The organism is Rhizobium sp. 62_C5_N11_2 (assembly GCF_051811185.1).
Taxonomy (GTDB): Bacteria; Pseudomonadota; Alphaproteobacteria; order Rhizobiales; family Rhizobiaceae; genus Rhizobium; species Rhizobium leguminosarum.
The window spans coordinates 44,253-65,173 of record NZ_JBPWPW010000003.1; the positions used below are offsets into that span (position 1 = coordinate 44,253).

A 20,921-nucleotide genomic window follows, 5' to 3' on the forward strand; every position below is an offset into this window, starting at 1 on the left:
CCAGGTTAATTGTTGTTGTTGAGCTGCGCCGGCGCCGGATCGGCGCCATTGCTCATGCCGGGCATGGAATGGCCCTCATGCTGCATGTCCATTCCGGGCATGTCGTTCTGCATGCTGTTGCCGTCGGTACGCTCGGCGGGCTCGCTTCGGGCCGGAGCACCCGTCGCCGGCACGGTGGCGGCGGGCGCCACGATGCCTTCGTCGGCGTGACGGGTGTCATATTGCAGCTTCTCGCGGTTCTCGGCACTTTCCTTGCCACCACCGCCCATCATGTCGATGTGCATCATCTCGCTCATGCACATCTTGCCTGGTGTGGCGCACATATTGAGGATGGCGTTGTAAAGGTCGGCGTCGGCCCCGGCATAATAGCGCACCGGTTCCTTCTCGCTCGGTTTCTCGAGCTTCAGATAGGCGTCGCGGTTGAGCATCGTGCCTTGCTGCTTGACCTGCGCCACCCAGGCGTCAAACCCCTCTTGGGTAAGGCCGTGGAACTTGAAGCGCATGTGCGAGAAGCCAGCGCCGCTGTAATTGGCGGAAAAGCCCTCATATTCGCCTTCCTTGTTGATGACGGCATGCAGCTTCGTCTCCATGCCCGGCATGGCATAGATCTGGCCGGCAAGGGCAGGGATGTAGAAAGAGTTCATAACCGAGGAGGCGGTGATCTTGAAATTGATCGGCATGTCGACCGGGGCAGCGAGTTCGTTGACGGTGGCAATGCCGAGTTCGGGATAGAAGAACAGCCACTTCCAGTCGAGCGCCACGACCTCGACGTTCAAGGGCTTGGTATCAGCCGGAATGGCGCGCTCTGCATCGAGGCGGTCGAGCGGGCGGTAGGGATCGAGCTTATGGGTGGAAATCCAGGTGACGGCGCCGAGAGCGATGATGATCGCAAGCGGTGCCGCCCAGATCACGATTTCGAGGCGGGTCGAATGGTGCCATTCCGGCGCGTAGGTGGCGACCGTATTGGAACGTCGGTAGCGCCAGGCGAAGAACAGCGTCAGGAAGATCACCGGTACGATGATCAAAAGCATCAGCACCGTCGAGATGACGATCAGATCGCGCTGTTGCATGGCGATGTCGCCGGAAGGCGCCATGACCACCATGTTGCATCCTGCCAGGAAAAGCAGCGGCAAGACGGATAGAAGGCGGGAAAACTTCGCGAGTTTTGGCACGTCTCTAAGCTCTTGTTGTTTCGTTTGTTCCGCGACTAACGCACTGGACCAGATAGCGACATGAGGTGTTTGGTCGCAGTGCAGCAATCATGCCGCACTGCGGCAAGAATCATGTTGCACTACAGCTTTGAAATCCTGATGAAATCAAGAAGGATTCTTCGGCGAGCGCATGTTCCAAACAATATATCCGCCTGAACCGGCCAGGCCAGCATCCCATCGCAAAATCGCGGTCCGGATCACGCTGTTTTTTCCGTCCACGCCTCATTTTGAGCCGCCATGATGAACTATTTACGTCTTACGGACTTGATAAGCCTGCAGGTTTGATCAAGATCAGGCTGAGGCGCCTTGCCGAAAGCGCTTCAACGAGGGAGGCGTTTTATGGCTACAACATCGCATTACGGACCGTCGTCGTCGTCGCTGGAACGCGACGCGCGGCGCATTCACGACGACAAGCCGGTTTCGCCGGGCAGCATCGCCATCGGCGTGGTGATCGGCCGCATGTCGGAATTCTTCGATTTCTTCGTCTATGGCCTTGCCTCGGTCCTGGTCTTTCCACAGCTGATTTTCCCCTTTGCTCCGGACAGGCTGACGGGAACGCTCTATTCCTTCGCCATCTTCTCGCTGGCCTTCCTGGCGCGCCCGGTGGGCTCCGTGGTCTTCATGACGATCGACCGGCTGTACGGCCGTGGCACCAAGCTGACGATCGCGCTTTTCCTGCTCGGCGGCTCAACGGCCTCGATCGCCTTCCTGCCGGGTTACAACGAGATCGGCGTCTGGTCGATCGCCTTGCTGGCGCTCTTCCGTCTCGGCCAGGGCTTCGCGCTCGGCGGCGCCTGGGATGGCCTTGCCTCGCTGCTCGCGCTCAATGCGCCGGCCAAGCACCGCGGCTGGTATGCGATGATCCCGCAGCTCGGCGCGCCGATTGGTTTCGCGCTGGCCAGCACGCTCTTCGGTTATTTCGTCGCCAATCTTTCCAATGAGGATTTCCTCTCCTGGGGCTGGCGTTATCCCTTCTTCGTCGCTTTCGCCATCAATGTCGTGGCGCTGTTTGCGCGTCTGCGCCTGGTCATGACCAAGGAATTCGGCACGCTACTGGAACAGCACGAACTGGAAGCAGCTCCCATCCTCGACGTGCTGCGTGTCCATGGCCGCGACATCCTGATCGGCGCCTTCGTGCCGCTGGCGAGCTTTGCGATGTTCCACCTCGTCACCATCTTCCCGCTCGGCTGGATGAGCCTTTACGGCAACCAGCCGATCGGCGCCTTCATGGTGGTGCAGGTGGTCGGCGCCATGGTCGGCATCGTCACCATCATCGCGTCGGGCCTGATCGCCGACCGTATCGGTCGGCGCGCCCAGCTTGCGATCTGCGCCGTCATCATCGCTATCTTCAGCTTCGTCGGGCCGATCCTGATCGCGTCCGGAAACAGCGGTCATGACGCTTTCGTCATCATCGGCTTCGGCGTGCTCGGCCTTTCCTTCGGCCAGGCGACGGGCTCGATCTCTTCCCGCTTCGGCCGCGGCTACCGCTATACCGGCGCTGCCTTCACCTCGGACCTGGCCTGGCTGATCGGCGCAGGTTTTGCACCGCTGGTGGCGCTCAGCCTTTCCAGCCGCTTCGGCCTGCCCTTCGTCGGCTACTACCTGCTGTCGGGCGCCATCTGCACCCTTGCAGCACTCGCCTTCAGCAGGGCGCTGGAGCAGCGCGAATAGACGGACTTGAACCCAGAGGCCTGCATGGGAAACCATGCAGGCTTTTGTTTTTCGGACCGCCGACATTCTGGCCGGCGATAAACTGAATTGTTTTCTTGCGATCTGAACAAGCTTTCGCACGGCTGCGATAAGCCAGCTTGATGAGATCGAGCGTCAGACCGATTTGCGAATCGATCAGCCGGAGATCGGCCGGTCAGGACGAATTGGTGGAACGCGCCAACTGGTCATTTCACGATCTTTTATCGTGATCTATCGTGTTCGCCAGAAAATCGAACAGGTGGAAATTTCGCGCCTCGTTCAACGCGCACAGAAAAGGCCGCCGAAATCTTGCTTTGAAACCCTACTGCGCCATCTGCGGCTGTTTCGCCGCCCGGGCTGCGGTCAGCTCCGCGGTGGTGTGGTTCAGGCGGTCCGCCAGAACCCGCATGATTTCCACAGCCATCTCGGGGAAGTCGCTGAGCAGCTTCAGGAAGTGCTCCTTGCTGATGCGCAGCACTTCGAGCGGCGAGGTGGCGCGCACCGTTGCCGTGCGCGAGACATCGCAGAGAATGGCGATTTCGCCGACGATCGAATTGGGTTCGACATCGGCGACCTTGATCTCGCCCGCCGGCGAGGAGACGACGATATCGGCGGTACCCGAGAGGATGACATAGGCGGCGTCACCGACATCGCCCTGATGGAAGAGATCCTGTCCGGCCTTGTAGGTCATGCGATCGGAGGTAAAGGCCAAAAGCTTGAGCTTTGCTGGCGCGATCCTTGAAAAGATCGGCACCCGTCGCAGCATTTCGACTTCGTCTCTCAACAGCATGAGCGTTTCAATCCCCTGACGCAGGGTCCACAGGACCAGGCATCTTCAAACTCCGAGGCGTTCCCCATCGGGAACACCCACCATCGCCGCCCCTATAGAATATTACGATAACAGTTCCTTGAACATCCCGTTTTTCTCGGAAAGTTCCGGATAGTTTCCAGCCTCCGCCAATCCGCCGCGGTCGAAGAGCAGGATCCGGTCGAACATCTCGGCCTGCCGGGCGTTGGAGAGCACCCAGATGATCGCCGGCCGATGGCCTTCCTCATGCAAATCCTCGATGATATTGCGGGTAATCCGATCCTGAACCCGCTGGTCGAGCGCCGACAGTGGCCGGTTGAAGATGAAATAGTCCGAGCGCTTCAACAGCGCGCGGGCCAGGTTCAGCTTCTGCCGCTGCACCATGGTCAGTCGCTTGCCGCCGGAGCCGACGTCGAATTCGAGGCCGATCGACAGCACGTCGTCATAAAGGTCGAGCGCATCGAAGAGTTCGCCCATGATGCCGCGGATGCGGTCGGAGGCGTCGGCTTGCTGATAGGCGATACGACCGAAGAGCACATTGTCCATCAGGCTTGCCGACGGGGTGAAACGCTCGGCATCGTAGCGCTCGATCAGCTCGGCGAGATCGGCCGGAATATGCTCGTGGAACTGCTTGCGGGCGTTGACGATCTTGTCCATGAGCTCGTTCGTCAGCAAGCCGAAGCGATGGCGCGGCTCGATATAGGCAAAACTCAGCCGGATGATAGCCGAACGTTCCTCAGGCGTGGCGTCCTCGAAGCGGCGGCTTTGCAGCTTCTGCAGCAGCGCCTGGTAGGTCGGAATGTCGTCCGCCGTCATGAAGGTCAGCTGCTGGAAGAAAGGATGGTCCGGCGGCAGGTCGTGGAAGAGTTCCACCGCGTTCTCGGCGATCTCGAGGCCCATGGCGTAGAGATCCGTGCTGAGGCCGGTTTCACGGAAGAGCTCCTGGAAATAGGGATGCGCGGCAAGCCTCCGATTGGTCATCAAAGGCCGCTTCATCGTGCCGAAGAGCAAATTCTCGCCAACCGTCGCCTGGGCGTTGTAGGCGTCGAAATCGAAAGGCACGACGATCGTGTCGAGCCCCTCGTCGCGCAGCCGGTCGCGCAGCGAGGCGCGGAGCGCCACGACGTGGTTGCTGACTGCCACATGCACATCGGTATTGACGGTCGAGCGCAGCGCCAGATCGAGGATGTCCTGTGAGATGAGGACGGCGTCGAGCACCGGGCGGATCGCTTTCAGCAGGTCCTCGGGCCCGCTGGCGCCGGCGGCCTTGTAGTCCACCCAGTCGCTGTTGAGGTCGAGCGTCGGATTGCCGGCCTTCTCTGCCTCGGCGGAATGCCATTTGTACTCCAGCGCTTCCCGCTCGTCGTAAACGGGATCGGTCATCGGCGCATGTTTGAGGCCGTAGAGCAGATTGCTGGCCAGCGTGCCGTGGAAGAAGAAGGTGTCGGCCGAGGCATAGGAGATCCGCCGGCCGGTAATCGATTCCGGCAGGTCCAGGAGATCGCGCCCGTCGATGGTGATGCGGCCGGAGTCCGGCCAGACCATGCGGCCGAGCGCTTCGGCGAAGGCTTCCGCGCCGCTGCCGTTCGGCCCGACGATCGCCACCGTCTCGTTCGGCTTGATCTCGACGGAGACGTGATCGACGAGGCGGGCGCCGCTGTCGTCGGAGAGCGACAGATTGGTGACGACGAGCGCGCTCGTCAGCGCCCCGACCGGGGCAATCGCGAGTTCCTGGATACGGCTGTCGATTAGCGGCTCGACATTGAACTGCTCGTAGACCTGCTGGTACTTCACCTGCACGTCCTGGCGCATCTGGTCCCAGTCGATCAGTTCCTTCAGCGGCCCGGGCAGGTCCTTGTAGGCTGATATGACGGCGACGAGCTGGCCGATGTCGAGCCGGCCCTGCAGCGCCAGGTAGCCGCCGATCGCGTAAAACAGGAACGGCGTGACCTGGGCGAGGAAGTTGTTGATGAATTTCACCAGGAACTTCCACTGGTAAAGATCGTAGCGGATCGAGAAGATCCGGCCGAGCCGCGAGGCGATGTCGGCGCGTTCGAGGTTCGATGTGTCGTTGCCGTGGATCGTGCCGATGCCGTCGACGATTTCGCCAACGCGGCCGGAGAGCTCGCGCGCCGTCAGCTGCCGCTGGCGGCCGAGGTCCAGCAGGCGCTTGCGCATGCGGGGAATGACGACCGCCTGTACGCCGACGATGCCGGCGGCGATCATTCCGAGCCAGAAATTCTGCACGATGATGAAGGCGAGCGCCGTGATCGCCTGGCCGCCAAGAAGGGCAGGGGAGACGAAGGCATCGCCGGTGAAGCCGCCCATCGGCTCCACCTCGTCCTTGATCATGGTGGCGATTTCGGCCGATTTTACCCGCTTGAAGTGGATGGGCGGAAAACGCAGCACCCGGTCGATCAGCTCGAAGCGGATACGGCGCAGCATGCGCTCGCCGAGCCGGCCTTTATAGGTGTTGATGTAGAACTTGAAGAGGCCGTTCAGCACCACCAGCGCCAGAAACACCAGGCTGAGGGCCATCAACATCTGGAAACGATTGAGCTGCAACCCTTGGAAGAATTCGACATGGCCGATCAGCGGGATGTCATAGGCAATATGCATGAAGGTCTGCCTTGCGCCCGGACCTTCGAAGCCGTCACCCTGAATCGGTCCGTTGACGATCTGCTTCGGCAGGTCGAAGGACAGGAAGTAGGGCACCATCGAGGCGGCGACGACAGCCAGAATCCACAGCTGCTGCAGCCGCGTGTTCTTCCAGATGTAGCGGGCGAGGCTTTTTTCCATGGCTAACCGTCAGCTTGCTGGGAAATTCCGGGGGCGCGATCCGGGCGCCGGGACGGGGAGGAATTTTGAGAACAGGACCATGCAGCCGGACCGCCGATATCGCAATGAAAACAAGGCGAAGCGACCGGCTGCAGAAATGCCGATTCTCGCCGGAACTCTGCTTATATCACAGGAATTTTGGATTAGGCGAGGGATTCGGCAATCATGGAGCGAATGATGGCGGCGGTTTTCTCCGCTCCGGCGAGATCGAGCAAGACCGGCCCCCTTAGCTGTGCCGCGAGCGCCTTTTCGACGGCCTCCCTAACATGGCCCGACGTCAGTCCCTTTTCCGGCAGGATGTCGGCAAGGCCGAGCGCCTGCAGCCGTTCGGCGCGCACCGTCTGCTCGGTTTCGCCGTCGGCGACGAAGGGGATGAGGATCGCCCGGCACTCGGTGCGCAAGAGATCGCCGACCGTATTGTAGCCTGCCTGCGAAATCGACACTTTCGCGCCGCGCAGCAGAGAGGGAAAATCCTTGCGGAAGCGCACCAGCGTCACATTCGGGGCGGCATCCTCAGACAGCGCGGCGAAATCGGCCTCCGGCAGGTTCGGGCCTGATATCAGCAGCCAGCGAAGATCGGCGGGTAGCAGCGCTGCTGCCTCTTTGGCCGCGCCGATCAGTGCAGCACCGACCGCGCCGCCGCCCGCCGATGCGATGATGTCGAATGTCTCGGTCGGTTCCGGCGCCGGCGGTGGTGCGACGAGGCCGGTATAACGCAGCCTGTCGGCGATCTCGGATGTCAGCGGGAAGGTGTCCTCGAGCCTGATGAAATCGGGATCGCCGTGGACGAGCACGGCATCGAAATGATCCTTGACCAGCTTGGCGGTCTCCGCGTCGCGGCCTGCCTTGCGGTTTTCCTGCAGGATGTCGCGCACCGAGCTTAGGAGTTTCGGCCGAGGTTCGGCCTTTTCGATCGCCTCGAGCAAGGGTAGTAGTTCGAAGCGCATCTGTCGCCGTCCGAAGGGGAAGGCTTCGATGATGACGACATCGGGCCTCGCGGCATGGAAGGCATCGAGAAGCAGCGCGCGGCGGGCATTGAGGAAATCCCCGCCCGCTGGCCGACCATCGGCATCGGCGAGGCCGGAAAAACCGGCATTGCTGGCAACGACCGCCGGCAAAGCTACGGTCTTTATACCCTCGCCCGGAAAGCCCGGCACAGGCAGGCCGCCGGTCACGACAGTCACGTCAAAACCGTCCTTCACCAGTGCATTGGCGATGCGGCTGGCGCGGGCTATGTGGCCGATGCCGAGCAGGTGCTGGACGTAGAAGAAAATGCGCGGTGCCGTCATGACGCCTTCTGCCATTCGGCCTCGAACAGGCCGGTGAGCTGTCTGATGCTGGAGTGATAGTCGAAATGTTCGCGCACCTGGTTTTCGGCTGCGTCGCCGAGACGCTTGCGCAGTGCTGGGTCGCGGATTGCCGCCTCCAGCGCTCTGGCCAGCAGCGCCGGGTCCTCCGGCGGCACGACGAGGCCGTTTTCACCGTTCTTCAGGAGCTCAGGCACCCCGGATACTTCGGTCGAGAGGCAGACGAGCCGCTGGCTCGATGCCTCGACCAGGACGTTCGGCAGGCCGTCGCGGTCGCCGTTGGCGGCGATGCGGCAGGCAAGTGCGAAGAGGTCGGCGCGGCGGTAATGATCGAGCACGTCTTCCTGTGCCATGGCGCCCTTCCAGACGATGCGAGGGGAAATGCCGAGTTCCGTGGCCAGCGCCTTCAGTTTCCCAAGCTCCTCGCCGCCGCCGATATGGTCCATGCGCCAGTTAAGATCGGCAGGTAGCAGTGCCAGCGCCCGCAGCAGCACGTCGTAACCCTTTTTCTCGACGGCGCGGCCGACGCTGAGGATGAAGGCCGGATCGTCGGGATCGCTCCCGGTCCGGTCCGAGCGCTCGCCGGCAAAATGGCCGAAACGGGCAAGATCGAGACCGTGGTAACTCAAGTGCACGGTCTCTTTGCGTGATGTCAGCGTCCGCATGTGTTCATAGCCCGTCCTGGTGCAGGTGACGGTCCAGCGGGCGCTGCCGAGTTTCTCGTTCAGCTCCCAGTCGGGCGACGTCCAAATGTCCTTGGCGTGCGCCGAGCAGGTCCAGGGGGTGTCCGTGAGGATGCTCGCATATTCCGTCACCGAGGCCGGCGTGTGGATGAAATGGGCATGCAGCCATTCGCCCTCGTCCGGCCATTCACGCCCCAGCACCAGTGCCTGGCCGAGACGGCGCAAACGGTTGCGGGAGAGGTCGCGCTTGAGGTCGGCGAGGAAGCGTTTCATCAGCGTCTTGAAGCCGGGTTTGGAGAAACCGGCGGCCAGGCCTTTCAGCACGCGGATTGGCTCTTCGTGTAGATATTCCGGCAGATAGACGACACGCGCCCGGATCTCGTCATGCACGGGATGGCGCTTCTTGTCGGTCGGCCGGCGCATCGAAATCAGCGTGAGGTCGAAGCCGGCCTTTTCGAGGCCGAGCAGCTCCTGGGCGATGAAGGTTTCCGAAAGGCGGGGATAGCCCTTCAGCACAACGAGGATCTTGCGGCGTTGCGGCAAGGCTGTGCCCTATTCCGCGCCGACGAGGGAAAGGTGGCTGCCGCGGCCGTCGATCCACCGGCCGACGGTCTGCGAGATATGGTCCAGCCCTTCGAGACGCATATTGCCGCCGCTCTTCGACGGCGGCTGGCGGAAGGGCAGGCGCTTCAGCGCTTCGGCCATGATGGTGGGGTCGACCGACTGATCCGGCAGCAGCATGTCGACGAGGCCGAGCTCGCTTGCCCGCTGGGCGCGCAGCAGTTGTTCCTCGCGTGGCTTGACGCGCGGCACGATGAGGGCCGGCTTGTCGAAGGAGAGGATCTCGCAATAGGTGTTGTAGCCGCCCATGGCGACGACGCCGGTGGCGCTGTCGATCAGCTCTTCCATGTGGTTGTCGAACTCGATCACCTCGATATAGGGGATCGCTTCTCCCTTCTGCACCAGCTTGGCCCGCTCGGCGGCCGGCATATAGGGACCGAGCACGACGAGCGCCTTCTGCGTCAGCGTCGGGTCGGCCTCGTAGGCGTTCATGACGTCGTGGACGAGATCGGAGCCGTCGCCGCCACCACCAGTCGTGACGAGGATGTAATTATCCTTGCGGGCGTTGATTGAGGTCTTTCCCCTGGAGACGCTGCGCTGCAGGAAGCCGACGAAATCCATCTTCCGGCGCAGGCTGGCCGGCACGTCGAGGCCGATCAGCGGATCGTAGAAATCCGGCGGACCATAGACCCAGACGCTGTCGTAATATTGGTCGATCTTCTGCATGATGCTGTTCTTCTTCCACTCGGCCTCGAGCAGATGCGGCGCGTCCATGATCTCGCGCAGGCCGAGCACCAGGACGGTACCGCGAGCCTTGAGATAAGCCAACGTATCCTCGACCTCGCCCTTCAGCCCCATCGGTTCCTTGTCGACGATGAAGATATCTGGCTGGAAGGTCTCGGCCGTGTGGCGAATGCTCGACTCGCGCATCTTCAACGTCTCGTGCAGGTCGATATGGCTGGCAAGCGACGTATATTCGCCGTTGCGCAGCTTGATGACGCTCGGGATCTTCACGAAGTCGACGCGGGCGCGGTAGTCGAAGGCGCCGGCGATCGTGGCACCCGAAATGATCAGAATGTTGAGGCCGCGATAATCCTCCACCAGCGCATGGGCGATGGCGCGACAGCGGCGCAGATGGCCGAGACCGAAGGTGTCGTGGCTGTACATGAGGATGCGCGCATCTTCGAGACGTCTGGACATGGGCATCCCTTCTGGGGTGAGCGACATACTTAGTGCCCCCACCGTCGGGAGGCCAAGAGGAGGGGGCGGTGCCGTGACGTACCGCCGCATTTCCTGCTATTTGTAGGGATCTGCCGCATCACGCAAGCCGTCTCCCAGAAAGTTGAACGCCAAAATGACAAGAACAACAGGAATGATCGGATAGAGCAGCCATGGATAGAAGGCGATGACGCTGACGCTTTTTGCCTCGGTCAGCAGAATGCCCCAGCTGGTGATCGGCGGACGAAGGCCGAGGCCTAGGAAGGAGAGCGCGGTCTCTCCAAGGATCATGCCGGGGATGGAAATCGTCGCCGAAGCGATGAGATGCGACATGAAGCCCGGCACCAGATGTCGGCCGATGATGCGCGGCGTGCTGGCGCCCATCAGCTGTGCGGCCTGGACATAATCCTCCTCACGCAGCGCCAGGAGTTTGGAGCGCACGGCACGCGCCAGCCCCGTCCAGTCGATGATGCCGAGGATGACGGTGATGCCGAAATAGATGACGATCGGGCTCCACGTCACCGGCATGATGGCTGCCAGCGCCATCCAGAGCGGCAGGCTCGGCAGCGATTGCAGCACTTCGATCAGGCGCTGGACGATGAGATCGAAAATGCCGCCGCGATAACCGGCAAGGCCGCCGATGATGATGCCGAGCACGAAGCTGATCGAAATGCCAATCAGACCGATCGTCAGCGATATCCGCGCGCCGTAAAGGATGCGCGACAGCACGTCGCGGCCGAGCCGGTCGGTGCCGAGCAGGAACATCTGCCCGCCGATCGCCGGGCAGACAAGATGATAGTTCGAGGCGACAAAGCCCCAGAATTTATAGCCATCGCCGCGGCAGAAGAAACGAATCGGCTGCACGTCATTCTTCTTGTCGGTATAGACCCGGTGGAGCGTGTCGATATCGAGCGTCATGCTCCGGCCGTAGACGAAGGGACCGACGAAGCTGCCCTTGTCGAAGAAGTGGACGCGCTGCGGCGGTGCATGAATGAAATCGACATTGCGCGTGTGCAGGCCGTAGGGCGCCAGGAACTCGACGATCAGGATCATCAGGTAGACGGCGGCGAGAAAGATGCCGGAGATCAAAGCGAGCCTGTGCTGCTTGAACTTCCACCACATCAGCTGCTTTTGCGAGGCGAGATGGATGCGCGATTGCGCTGCCGTCATGCTTTCGGTCGCGTGCGGATCGAAAGGAGCGGTCGAGACGTAATGCGCAAGCGGCGCGCCGGGTGCGGGAAGGGGCGACATTATTTGGTGCTCCTGCCTTGCAGACGGATGCGGGGATCAAGGAAGCCGAGTGCGATGTCTGAGATCAGCACGCCGATGACATTGAGGAAGGCCAGGAACATCAGGAAGGAGCCGGCGAGATACATGTCCTGGCTCTGAAGTGCCTTGATGAGCATCGGCCCCGTCGTCTCCAGCGACAGCACGATCGCGACGATCTCGGCGCCCGAGATGATCGACGGAAGGATCGAGCCGATATCGGCGACGAAGAAGTTGAGCGCCATGCGCAGCGGGTATTTTAGCAGCGCCTTGAGGGGCGGCAGGCCCTTGGCGCGCGCGGTGACGACATATTGCTTCTGCATCTCGTCGAGCAGGTTCGCGCGCAGCCGCCGGATCATGCCGGCCGTGCCTGCCGTGCCGACGATGATGACCGGGATCCAGAGGTGAGAGAGGATCGATCGTGCCTTCTCCCAGCTCATCGGCGCCGAGATATATTGCTGGTCCATCAGGTGCCCGATCGAGATGCCGAACCAGATATTGGCGAAATACATCAGGATCAGAGCCAGCATGAAATTCGGAATGGCGATGCCCATCAGGCCGAGGAACGTCAGCCCGTAGTCACCCCAGCTGTATTGGTGCGTGGCCGAATAGATGCCGATCGGAAATGCGATCAGCCAGGTGAGCAGGATCGTCGTGAAGGAGACGAGCATCGTCAGCCAGAGGCGGTCGCCGACCACGTCGGAGACCGGCAGCTGATATTCGAAGGAGTACCCGAAGTCACCGTGCAGCATGCCGCCGACCCAGTAAAAATAGCGCACGATCTCCGGCTTGTCGAAGCCGTATTGCTGGCGCATCTCCTCGATTTCCTGAAGGTTGGCGGTCTCACCGGAGGCACGCAGCTCGGCGATCTGGCTCTCGAAGAAGTCGCCCGGCGGCAGCTCGATGATGGTGAAGACCAGCGCCGAAATGACGAAGAGCGTCGGCACCATGGCGGCGATGCGCCAGAGAATATATCTGAGCACGGCCTCAGGCCTCCTTATACCAGAGTGCATCCGGCATATAGACGCCGAGATAGGAGGTGGGATCGAAGCCGTAGAGCGCTTTCTCCGGCAGGTTTTGCAGTTTGGCGGCGCGAAGAACCGGCTGCAGCGTGCTGTTGATCAGGCCGATCGAAAATACCTGCTGCGTATAGAGCGACAGCATCTTATGCCAGATCACCTGGCGCTCCTCGAATTTCGCCGTCGAGCCCCATTGGCTAAGCAGGTCGACCAGTTCCGCAGCCTCCGGCAGATCCGGTGCAACGCCCTCCTGGCCCGCGGAGAGGTAATGCATGCCCCAGAGCGGCCATTGCAGCTGATCGTCGAGTGTTGGCGCAAGGCCTGCGGGCGACATGTCGGCCGTCGGCACGCCATTGTCGAGGCCGTACCAGATCGACATCATGATCGAACCGCTCATCGCGCGGTTGCGGAAGACGTCGCGCTGCGAGGTGCGGGTATAAAGCGCAAGGCCGATATTGGCCCAGTGGTCGTGCACCAGCTCCAGCACATCGGTGTCGAGATTGCTCTCGCCGGCGGTCTCGACGGTGATCTCGGCGCGCCGCCCGTCGGGCAGCAGCCGGATGCCGTCGTCGTCGCGCTTGGTCAAGCCGAGCTCGTCAAGCAGGCGGTTGGCCTCGTCGGGATCGAACTTCACGAAGGCGTCGGCATATTCCTGCTTGAAGAGCGGGCTGTCGGGCAGGACGGTATCGGCGCTTGGCGTGCCGAGGCCGTAGAAGGCCACCATGTTGACCTCGTGCCGGTCGATCGCCAGCGACAAAGCGCGGCGCAGGCGCACATCGCGGAAGAGGCCGCGCCACACCTCGTCGGCACAGTTGAGGTTCGGCAGCAGCGTGATGCGCGAGCCGCGCGCGAGCTTCCAGAGATTGACCTTCACCGGGAAGCGCTTCTCGGCCTCCTTCAGGAAGGTGTAGTCGTTGAAATCGATGCCGGTTACCTGCAGGTCGGCTTCGCCTGCACCCGCCTTGGCGGCGATGATCGACGACGAGGAGACGTTGAGGATGAAACGGTCGAGATAGGGAAGCTGCCGGCCGGTCTCGTCGATGCGGTGGAAGAACGGGTTGCGCTCGAAGACGAACTGCTCGGACGGCAGCGGCGTCGTATTGCGCCAGGGATCGAGCGTCGGCAGGTTCGGATTTTCCGGACGGTAGGAACGCGCCATCTTGATGTGCAGATCCTGCCATTTCTTGACGCGGTAGGTCTTCATCAGCTCGTCCATCTTCGCCTGGTCCGGCTGGAATTTCTTGTGGAACTGCTTGAGATAATGACCAGGGCCGAAGATGACGAGCGGCTGGGGGCCTGCCAATGTCGGCAGGAACATCGGGTTGGGTTTTTCCCAGGTGTAGCGCACGGTCAGCGGATCGAGCATCTCGAAGCGCGGCAGGCTGCCGTGCGGACGAAGCTCCAGCGCGCCGCCGCCGGGCGTCAGCTTGTCGTTCAGGATGACGTCTTCCCACCAGTAGCGGAAATCGTCGGCCGTGAACGGCTGGCCGTCGGACCATTTATGGCCCTCGCGCAGCGTGAAGGTGAAGACCGTGTCGTCTTCGGACTGGAAACCGGCCAGAATATCCGGCTGAAATTGCAGGTGCTTGTTGTAGCCGACCAGGCGGGCATAGCCGTAGATCGTCATGAAGCGGATGTCGCGCTGGCTGCCGATGATCGTGCGCACCGTGCCGCCGTAGGCACCGGGTTCGAGCCCCATCTCTTTCAGATTGACGATGCGTGGGCGCAGCGGAATGCGCTCGGCCATCGGCGGCAGGCTGCCTGATGTCAGCCGCTCCTTCAGGAATTCGGGTTCGGCGGCTTGTTGTGCCCTCAACACCGCGGGCGCGATCGCCGCACCGACGAGGCCGCCCAGGAATGTGCGACGCGTCACCATCCACGCAACTCCTTGGCATCGGCGCCCTTGCGGGCGCGCACCAGATGGCCGTCGCCGAGGTCGGCATAGGCAAGTTCGGAAGCGTCGTCATGCTCGGCGGTGAAGGTCACGCCCCAGTTCTGCTTGTCGGCGGCGCCGTTTTCCCTGAGCGCCTTGAAATCGAGCGGTCGGTCGAGATCGGGGAAGGGGACGGCGGCAAGCAGCGATTTCGTATACGGGTGCACCGGATCGCGCAGGATGATCTCGCGCGGCGCGATTTCGACGATGCGGCCCTTACACATCACGGCGATGCGGTCGGCCATGTAATCGACGACGGCGAGATTGTGCGAAATGAAGAGATAGGTAAGCCCCAGCTCCTTCTGCAGGTCCTTCAACAGGTTGAGGATCTGCGCCTGCACGGAGACGTCGAGGGCCGAAACCGGCTCGTCGAGGATGACGAGCTTCGGGCCGAGCGCGAGTGCGCGGGCGATGCCGATGCGCTGGCGCTGGCCGCCCGAAAAACTGTGCGGGTAACGGCTGAGATAACGTTTGTCGAGGCCGATTGCCGCCATCAATCCTTCGACCTTGCGCTTGCGCTCGTCACTGTCGCCGCGGTCATGGATCTCGAGCGGTTCGCTCAGGATGTTGCGCACCGTCATGCGCGGCGAGAGCGAGGAGACCGGATCCTGGAACACCATCTGGATCTTGGTCCGCATGTCCTGCAGTTCGGAGCCTTTGACCGAGAGGACGTCGACGACCTCCTTGCCGTCGTTGAACACCACGGCGCCGCTGTCCGGCGTGATGGCGCGCATCAGGATCTTGCTGAGCGTCGTCTTGCCACAGCCGGACTCCCCGACCAGGCCAAGACATTCGCCGCGGCGGATGTCGAAGCTGACGTCGTCGACGGCGCGCAGGACGGTGGCTTCGTGCTTGCCGAAGAAACTGCGCTTGCGCGTCTTGTAGGTCTTCGAGAGATTGGCGACGGAAAGCAGGATACCCGGCGCCTCTGCCTGGCGCGGCTTCTTCATGCCGACAAGGGCTTCGAGATTGACCTTCACATCGCGCAGCGCTTTCAGCCGCTCGCCGGGTTTCATGTCGAAATGCGGAACAGCGGCCATCAGCCCCTTGAGATAGGGATGCTGCGGATTGCGGAAGATATCCTCGACCGGCCCGGCCTCCATGATCTCGCCGTGATAGATGACGACCACCTCGTCGGCCATGTTGGCGACGATGCCGAGATCGTGGGTGATGAGCAGCATCGCCATGCCGAGCTTGGCCTGCAACTCGCGGAGCAATTCGAGGATCTGCGCCTGGATCGTCACGTCGAGCGCCGTCGTCGGCTCGTCGGCGATCAGAAGGGCCGGCTTGCAGATCAGCGCCATGGCGATCATCGCGCGCTGGCGCATGCCGCCGGACAGTTCGAACGGATACATGTCGTAGGTTCGATGCGGGTTCGAAAACCCGACCAGGCCGAGCATCTCCTCGGTCTTTTCGCGCGCTTCTTGCTTGTCGGTTTCGGTGTGGATCAGGAGCACTTCGCTGATCTGATTGCCGATCGTATGCAGCGGCGAGAGCGAGGTCATCGGCTCCTGGAAGATCGTCGCCATGCGCCGGCCGCGCAGGTCGCGCATTTCCTCGCTGTCGCGCGGAAAGGACAGGATGTCGGTCGTGCTGCCGTCGAGCGGATCTGTGAAGAGGATGCGGCCGGTAGCCTTGGCCGGATTGGGCAGGATGCCCATGACCGACTGGCTGATCACCGATTTTCCGGAGCCGGATTCACCGACGAGAGCGGTGACTTTGCCCGGAAGAATGCGAAGATTGGCTTCTTTTACGACGCGTAACCGGTCACCGAAAACCGAGAAGGAGACGTCGAGATTTTCAATACGCAACAGATCGGCTGCAGACGCCATACCAATGAAATTCCCCAGTCTTCTATGTTCCCGTTAAGGCACACTATCGTACCGCAAACGGGGTGTCTAGCTGATGACAATCATAGAAAAACCAGCATGTCCCGCCGAAGTTCCCCAGGCGAGACGCGCAGATTATGAGAGGGGTTCTAAGCTGTTACTGGATGAATTTCTCCATGCTGGTGCGCGTGACCTGTTTCTTGGCGTCGCGATGCAGGAGAATGACCTGCTCGGCTTCTGAAAGTCCGTTCTGCACGGCCTCGCGGAAGCTCTCGTCGACATTGATTGCTGGCGCGGGCGCGCGCGGCTGCAGCACCGTCACTTTCTGGCGGATGCCGCGCAGCTTCTCCTCGCCGAGCGTCGTCCACTCGCCGCCGCAATAACCGGCGAAGGCCTGGCTGGCGACGACCTCGCGGCCGTATTTCTTGGTCAGGATCTGCAGACGCTGGACCTCGTTGACCGCCGAGCCGAAGGCGGAGAAGGTCAGGCGGTCCTTGAGGCCGACATTGCCGAACATGACATTGCCGACATGCAGGCCGATGCCGTAGCCGACCCTGGACAGGCCTTTCTGCTCGCGGTCCCTGTTGAGCTCGGCGACCCGCGCCTGCGCCTGGTGGACAGCCGAAAGCGCTGCCTCGCAGGCAATCTTCGATGGGTCCTTGTGGCGCCCGCAAGGATAGACGGCGAGGAAGCCGTCGCCGAGGAAACTCAGGATCTCGCCGCCATTGCGGTTGAATGGGGCGGCGATCGCATCGAAGAACTGGTTCAGCGTGTCGATATAGGCCTGCCGGCCTTCCTTTTCGGCATACATGGTGGATTCGCGCATGTCGCCCATGACGAGGGCTGCGCGGATCGTCTCACCGTCGCCGCGGCGGATCTGGCCGTTCAGCACCCGCTTGCCGGCGTCGCCGCCGAGATAGGTGGTCAGCATGTTGTTGGCGAGCTTGCCGAGCACCGCCATCTTGGCGGCGACCGCCAGATGGTTCTGCATCCTGAGCAGCGCATCGATCATGTCGTCGGAAAAGCCGGTGTTATGGTCCGTCGACCAGGAACCCATCATGCCCTGCACCGAGCCGTCGCCGAAGGGCTGCACGAAGGCCAGGTAGTCGGTGATGCTGTCCTTACGCAGGTCTTCGAAAATGGGAAATTCGTTCGGCCCATCCTGCAGCAGCCGGCGGCGGATGTGCTGCAGATTGTTGTCGAGCAGGTAGTAATAGGGGCTCTGCAGGAAGCGATCCGGCTTTTGCCCGGCGGGCATACGGAAGCCTTCGATGGTGACGCCGCTGGCGCGCCGCCAGGTGAAGCTGAGCGCATCGTAGAGCGGATGCAGCATCGAAAAGGAAAGATGCACGCGCGCAAGCGGCAGGCCTGCAGCCGTGAGCCTTTCGCAGAAACCACGGACGATATTTTCAAGCTCGTCTCCGGCCAGCGAAGAGTTCGTCAGCCATTCAGCGACCCGGTCCAACAGGATGGAGGACACGCTGGATTCGATCGTGCTCATTCTCGGTATGATCCTCATAAGGCACGCCATCCCCAAGAGCCAAAAGTCCCTCGGCCGGCACATTTTCATGCGCAGGTCACAAGGAAATCAGGATGTACGAGCGGTATTATTGTGTCAACGGATCTGCCGAAAGCCCGGCAGCGGCGCCCCTCAGCTCCCCATATCGGGGGATCGGACGGGTTGTCCTTTCCAGGTGGTTCATTATCAAAAGTCAAAATAGGGATGCTGCAAATGCGAAACAATGGGATGCGCAATTTTTTGTGCGCTCAAGTTGCAGCAAGGGCCGTCACCGAGTCATTTCGGCCACACCCGGTCAGCCACATCCGATAAGCATCGCAAGGGGTCGCGGCCGTGTTTTCTGCTCCTCTCGTCAGCGGAGAGACGGAGCCCGGGTTTAATTTGCCCGGATCATGCATTAGATCAGCCTTCTCTTCCCCGTTTGAAAGATCCCGCCTTGGCCTTCTCCTCCTTCGATACGCTTTTGCAGAAGATCGAAACCCGCGCGGCGCGTGCCGGTATCATCGGCCTCGGCTATGTCGGTCTGCCGCTGGCGATGGCGGTGGCGCGCAGCGGCTTTGCGGTCACCGGTTTCGACATCGATCCAGGCAAGATGGTGGCTCTCGATGCCCGCCGGTCCTATATCGACGCGGTGACCGACGCAGCACTTTCCGCTGAGATCGATGCGGGCCGCTTCAAGGCGACGACCGATTTCGCCGGCCTCGACGAGTGTGACGTCATCATCATCTGCGTGCCGACGCCGCTCACCAAGCATCGTGATCCCGATCTTTCCTTCGTCGAGGCGACGTCGCGCTCGATTGCTGCGCACCTGCGCCCCGGTCAGCTCGTCGTGCTGGAATCGACCACTTATCCCGGCACGACCGATGATGTGGTAAAGGTCATTCTCGAACGCACCGGGCTGAAATCCGGCTCGGACTTCTTTGTCGGTTTCTCGCCGGAGCGCGAGGACCCAGGCAACCAACACTATCATACCGCCACCATCCCCAAGGTCGTCGCCGGCGACGGGGCCGAGGCGCTGGCGCTGATGAAGGCCTTCTATGGCGCGGCGGTATCGTCAGTCGTTCCGGTCTCTTCGAATGCGACGGCCGAGGCGGTGAAGCTCACCGAAAACATCTTCCGCTCGGTCAACATCGCCCTCGTCAACGAGCTGAAGACCGTCTATGCGGCGATGGGCATCGACGTCTGGGAAGTGATCGACGCGGCCAAGACCAAGCCCTTCGGCTACATGCCCTTCTATCCCGGCCCGGGTCTCGGCGGCCATTGCATCCCGATCGATCCCTTCTACCTCACATGGAAATCGCGCGAATACGAGCTGCCGACCCGCTTCATCGAACTTGCCGGCGAGATCAATTCGGCAATGCCGCGTCATGTCGTCGGCAAGCTTGCCGAGGCGCTCGACATCCGCGCCGGCAAGGCGCTGAGCCGCAGCAGGGTGCTGGTGCTCGGGCTCGCCTACAAGAAGAACGTCGCTGATATAAGAGAGAGCCCGTCGCTGCGGCTGATCGAGATCATCGAGGAGCGTGGCGGGCGGGCGGATTATCACGATCCCTTCGTCGCCGAGATCCCGCCGACGCGCGAATACCAGGCGCTGAAGGGCCGCAAATCGGTGGCGCTGACGCCGGAGACCATCGCCGGCTACGATGCGGTGCTGGTCGCGACCGACCACGACAAGGTGGATTATGCGACGCTCGCAAAAAACGCCTCGCTGATTGTCGACACGCGCAACGTCTTCAACCGGCTCGGCCTCTCGGCCGATCACGTCATCAAGGCGTGACGGAAACAGCCGAAAGCGACTTGCCGGTGATCTGGCTGGCGGCCACCGCATAACCGCCGGCGGCGCCATCGATGAAATGGATGTGATCGCGCGCGATCGGCGTCGGCACGAAGCAGGTCATCAGCGCTGAGGATTGCCGATGCAGGCCGTAGCGGGCCACACCCTTGGCTTGGGCCTGTTGCAGCAAAGTCTCGATGCGCTTCAGGTGTTCGGCGTCGACGTCGATCGTCATCTTCAGCCCGTCGTCGAACTTGCGGAAATCGGAATTGTCGGCGACGTCGCGCTTGTAGCGGCGGGCATCGAAGCGGCCGAGCGGAATGCCGAGCCTGTAGCACGCGACGGTGATGCCGAGCTGCAGGAAGATGAAGAGCTTCTGCCACAACCGCCGGCTGGGTGGCGCGGTGGCCTTGGCCTCGCGATTGATACCATGCAGCGAGAAGGCAAGGTCCGGACCATCGGCCGGTACCGGATGGCTGTCCCGGTTCTGCTCGGTGGTGATGGCGACGATGCCGCTGACGAGCTCTTGAAATTCCCGGCCTGGCCGGCCTTCGCCGGGCACGGCGATAATCGAGACGATCTCGCCGTTTCTAGCATCGATCGGGCTCCACCGGCAGGAGAGACCGGTGAGATCCGGGCGGGTTCCAGCGGGCGCGCGGGCAATGCCGTAACGGCCGAGTTTCATCTGTCTTTCGGCCCAGCTGGTGCCGCCGCCCCAGAACATCGCATAGGTGACATAAGGGCTTGCGGAGTAACGTGCGACGCGGACGTCGAGGCCCTCGGCGCGGGTGTCGGCGACCGGCACGATGGCGATGCGCAGCACCAGGTTCAGATCCTCCTCGACCCAGACCTGCGCGGCGGCAAGAGCCTCGCGTGCCGCCGCCTCCAGTGAACCCGGAAGTGCGATCAGCGCGCCGTCGCCGCCGAAGACGAAGGGATAGTCGCCCTTGCCGACGGCATTCAACACCGCTGAAATGACGCTGGCGCCCGCCATGTTGACGTCCTTGTAACGGCCGGCGCCGATCGCCTGCGTCGAGCCGACGATATCGGCGAGCGCCATCACCCATCCATCCGGCAGCGGCCGGTAGTTGGCGGCGTCGGTCACGCCCTCGAATTCGCTGAAGAGCGGCACTTCGGCAAAGAAATCTTCGTCGGTCACGGTTTTCATGTCATCGAGCTTAGCACAGACCCATGTTGCCACTGCAACGCCAATTCCCATTTACGGCAATCGACTTGGCGAGGTTTCATGTGTTAGAGCCTTTTCTGGTT

The 20,921-nt window shown here is 61.9% G+C and carries 14 protein-coding genes; 2 read left to right on the forward strand and 12 right to left on the reverse strand.

What is annotated here, in order from left to right:
• Window positions 1-5 precede the first annotated feature (5 nt).
• The gene (gene cyoA / locus AB8B31_RS29275) at window positions 6-1,172 is read right to left on the reverse strand and encodes a ubiquinol oxidase subunit II (RefSeq protein ID WP_018246253.1); all 1,167 of its coding nucleotides are present in this window, start codon (window positions 1,170-1,172) and stop codon (window positions 6-8) included.
• Window positions 1,173-1,550: 378 nt separating this feature from the next.
• Between cyoA and AB8B31_RS29280 the strand changes: the two genes are divergently transcribed.
• Window positions 1,551-2,882, forward strand: coding sequence for an MFS transporter (locus AB8B31_RS29280; RefSeq protein ID WP_018246254.1), 1,332 nt, complete (start codon window positions 1,551-1,553; stop codon window positions 2,880-2,882).
• A 340-nt stretch (window positions 2,883-3,222) separates the two neighbouring features.
• Here AB8B31_RS29280 and AB8B31_RS29285 read toward each other — a convergent pair whose 3' ends face one another.
• From AB8B31_RS29285 to AB8B31_RS29330, 10 genes are all read right to left on the reverse strand, one after another.
• Window positions 3,223-3,690: a cyclic nucleotide-binding domain-containing protein gene (locus AB8B31_RS29285; RefSeq protein WP_018246255.1), complete on the reverse strand. Its 468-nt coding sequence runs from the start codon at window positions 3,688-3,690 to the stop codon at window positions 3,223-3,225.
• Between the two features lie 102 nt (window positions 3,691-3,792).
• On the reverse strand, window positions 3,793-6,507 hold the full coding sequence (locus AB8B31_RS29290) for an ABC transporter ATP-binding protein (RefSeq protein ID WP_018246256.1): 2,715 nt from the start codon (window positions 6,505-6,507) through the stop codon (window positions 3,793-3,795).
• Window positions 6,508-6,689: 182 nt separating this feature from the next.
• Window positions 6,690-7,850, reverse strand: a complete 1,161-nt coding sequence (locus tag AB8B31_RS29295) for a glycosyltransferase family protein (protein WP_018246257.1) — start codon at window positions 7,848-7,850, stop codon at window positions 6,690-6,692.
• Window positions 7,832-9,079 (reverse strand): glycosyltransferase, encoded by a 1,248-nt coding sequence (locus AB8B31_RS29300; protein WP_018246258.1) that lies wholly within the window; start codon window positions 9,077-9,079, stop codon window positions 7,832-7,834. Before AB8B31_RS29300 ends, AB8B31_RS29295 begins: the two co-directional genes overlap by 19 nt.
• Window positions 9,080-9,088: 9 nt before the next feature.
• Complete coding sequence (locus AB8B31_RS29305) at window positions 9,089-10,297, reverse strand: glycosyltransferase family protein (RefSeq protein ID WP_018246259.1); 1,209 nt, start codon at window positions 10,295-10,297, stop codon at window positions 9,089-9,091.
• A gap of 96 nt (window positions 10,298-10,393) precedes the next feature.
• Window positions 10,394-11,566, reverse strand: coding sequence for an ABC transporter permease (locus AB8B31_RS29310; RefSeq protein ID WP_018246260.1), 1,173 nt, complete (start codon window positions 11,564-11,566; stop codon window positions 10,394-10,396).
• Entirely contained in the window at window positions 11,566-12,564 is a 999-nt protein-coding gene (locus AB8B31_RS29315) for an ABC transporter permease (protein WP_018246261.1), read from the reverse strand. Before AB8B31_RS29315 ends, AB8B31_RS29310 begins: the two co-directional genes overlap by 1 nt.
• Before the next feature lie 4 nt (window positions 12,565-12,568).
• Entirely contained in the window at window positions 12,569-14,476 is a 1,908-nt protein-coding gene (locus AB8B31_RS29320) for an ABC transporter substrate-binding protein (RefSeq protein ID WP_439007594.1), read from the reverse strand.
• The gene (locus AB8B31_RS29325; protein ID WP_018246263.1) at window positions 14,470-16,365 is read right to left on the reverse strand and encodes an ABC transporter ATP-binding protein; all 1,896 of its coding nucleotides are present in this window, start codon (window positions 16,363-16,365) and stop codon (window positions 14,470-14,472) included. Before AB8B31_RS29325 ends, AB8B31_RS29320 begins: the two co-directional genes overlap by 7 nt.
• A gap of 154 nt (window positions 16,366-16,519) precedes the next feature.
• The gene (locus tag AB8B31_RS29330) at window positions 16,520-17,863 is read right to left on the reverse strand and encodes an adenylate/guanylate cyclase domain-containing protein (protein ID WP_026188741.1); all 1,344 of its coding nucleotides are present in this window, start codon (window positions 17,861-17,863) and stop codon (window positions 16,520-16,522) included.
• A gap of 454 nt (window positions 17,864-18,317) precedes the next feature.
• Between AB8B31_RS29330 and AB8B31_RS29335 the strand changes: the two genes are divergently transcribed.
• Window positions 18,318-19,655: a nucleotide sugar dehydrogenase gene (locus AB8B31_RS29335; protein WP_018246265.1), complete on the forward strand. Its 1,338-nt coding sequence runs from the start codon at window positions 18,318-18,320 to the stop codon at window positions 19,653-19,655.
• On the opposite strand, the gene AB8B31_RS29340 is transcribed toward AB8B31_RS29335, so the two are convergent.
• On the reverse strand, window positions 19,645-20,871 hold the full coding sequence (locus AB8B31_RS29340; protein WP_018246266.1) for a DUF3095 domain-containing protein: 1,227 nt from the start codon (window positions 20,869-20,871) through the stop codon (window positions 19,645-19,647). The two genes, AB8B31_RS29335 and AB8B31_RS29340, sit on opposite strands and share 11 nt — an antisense overlap.
• Window positions 20,872-20,921 lie beyond the last annotated feature (50 nt).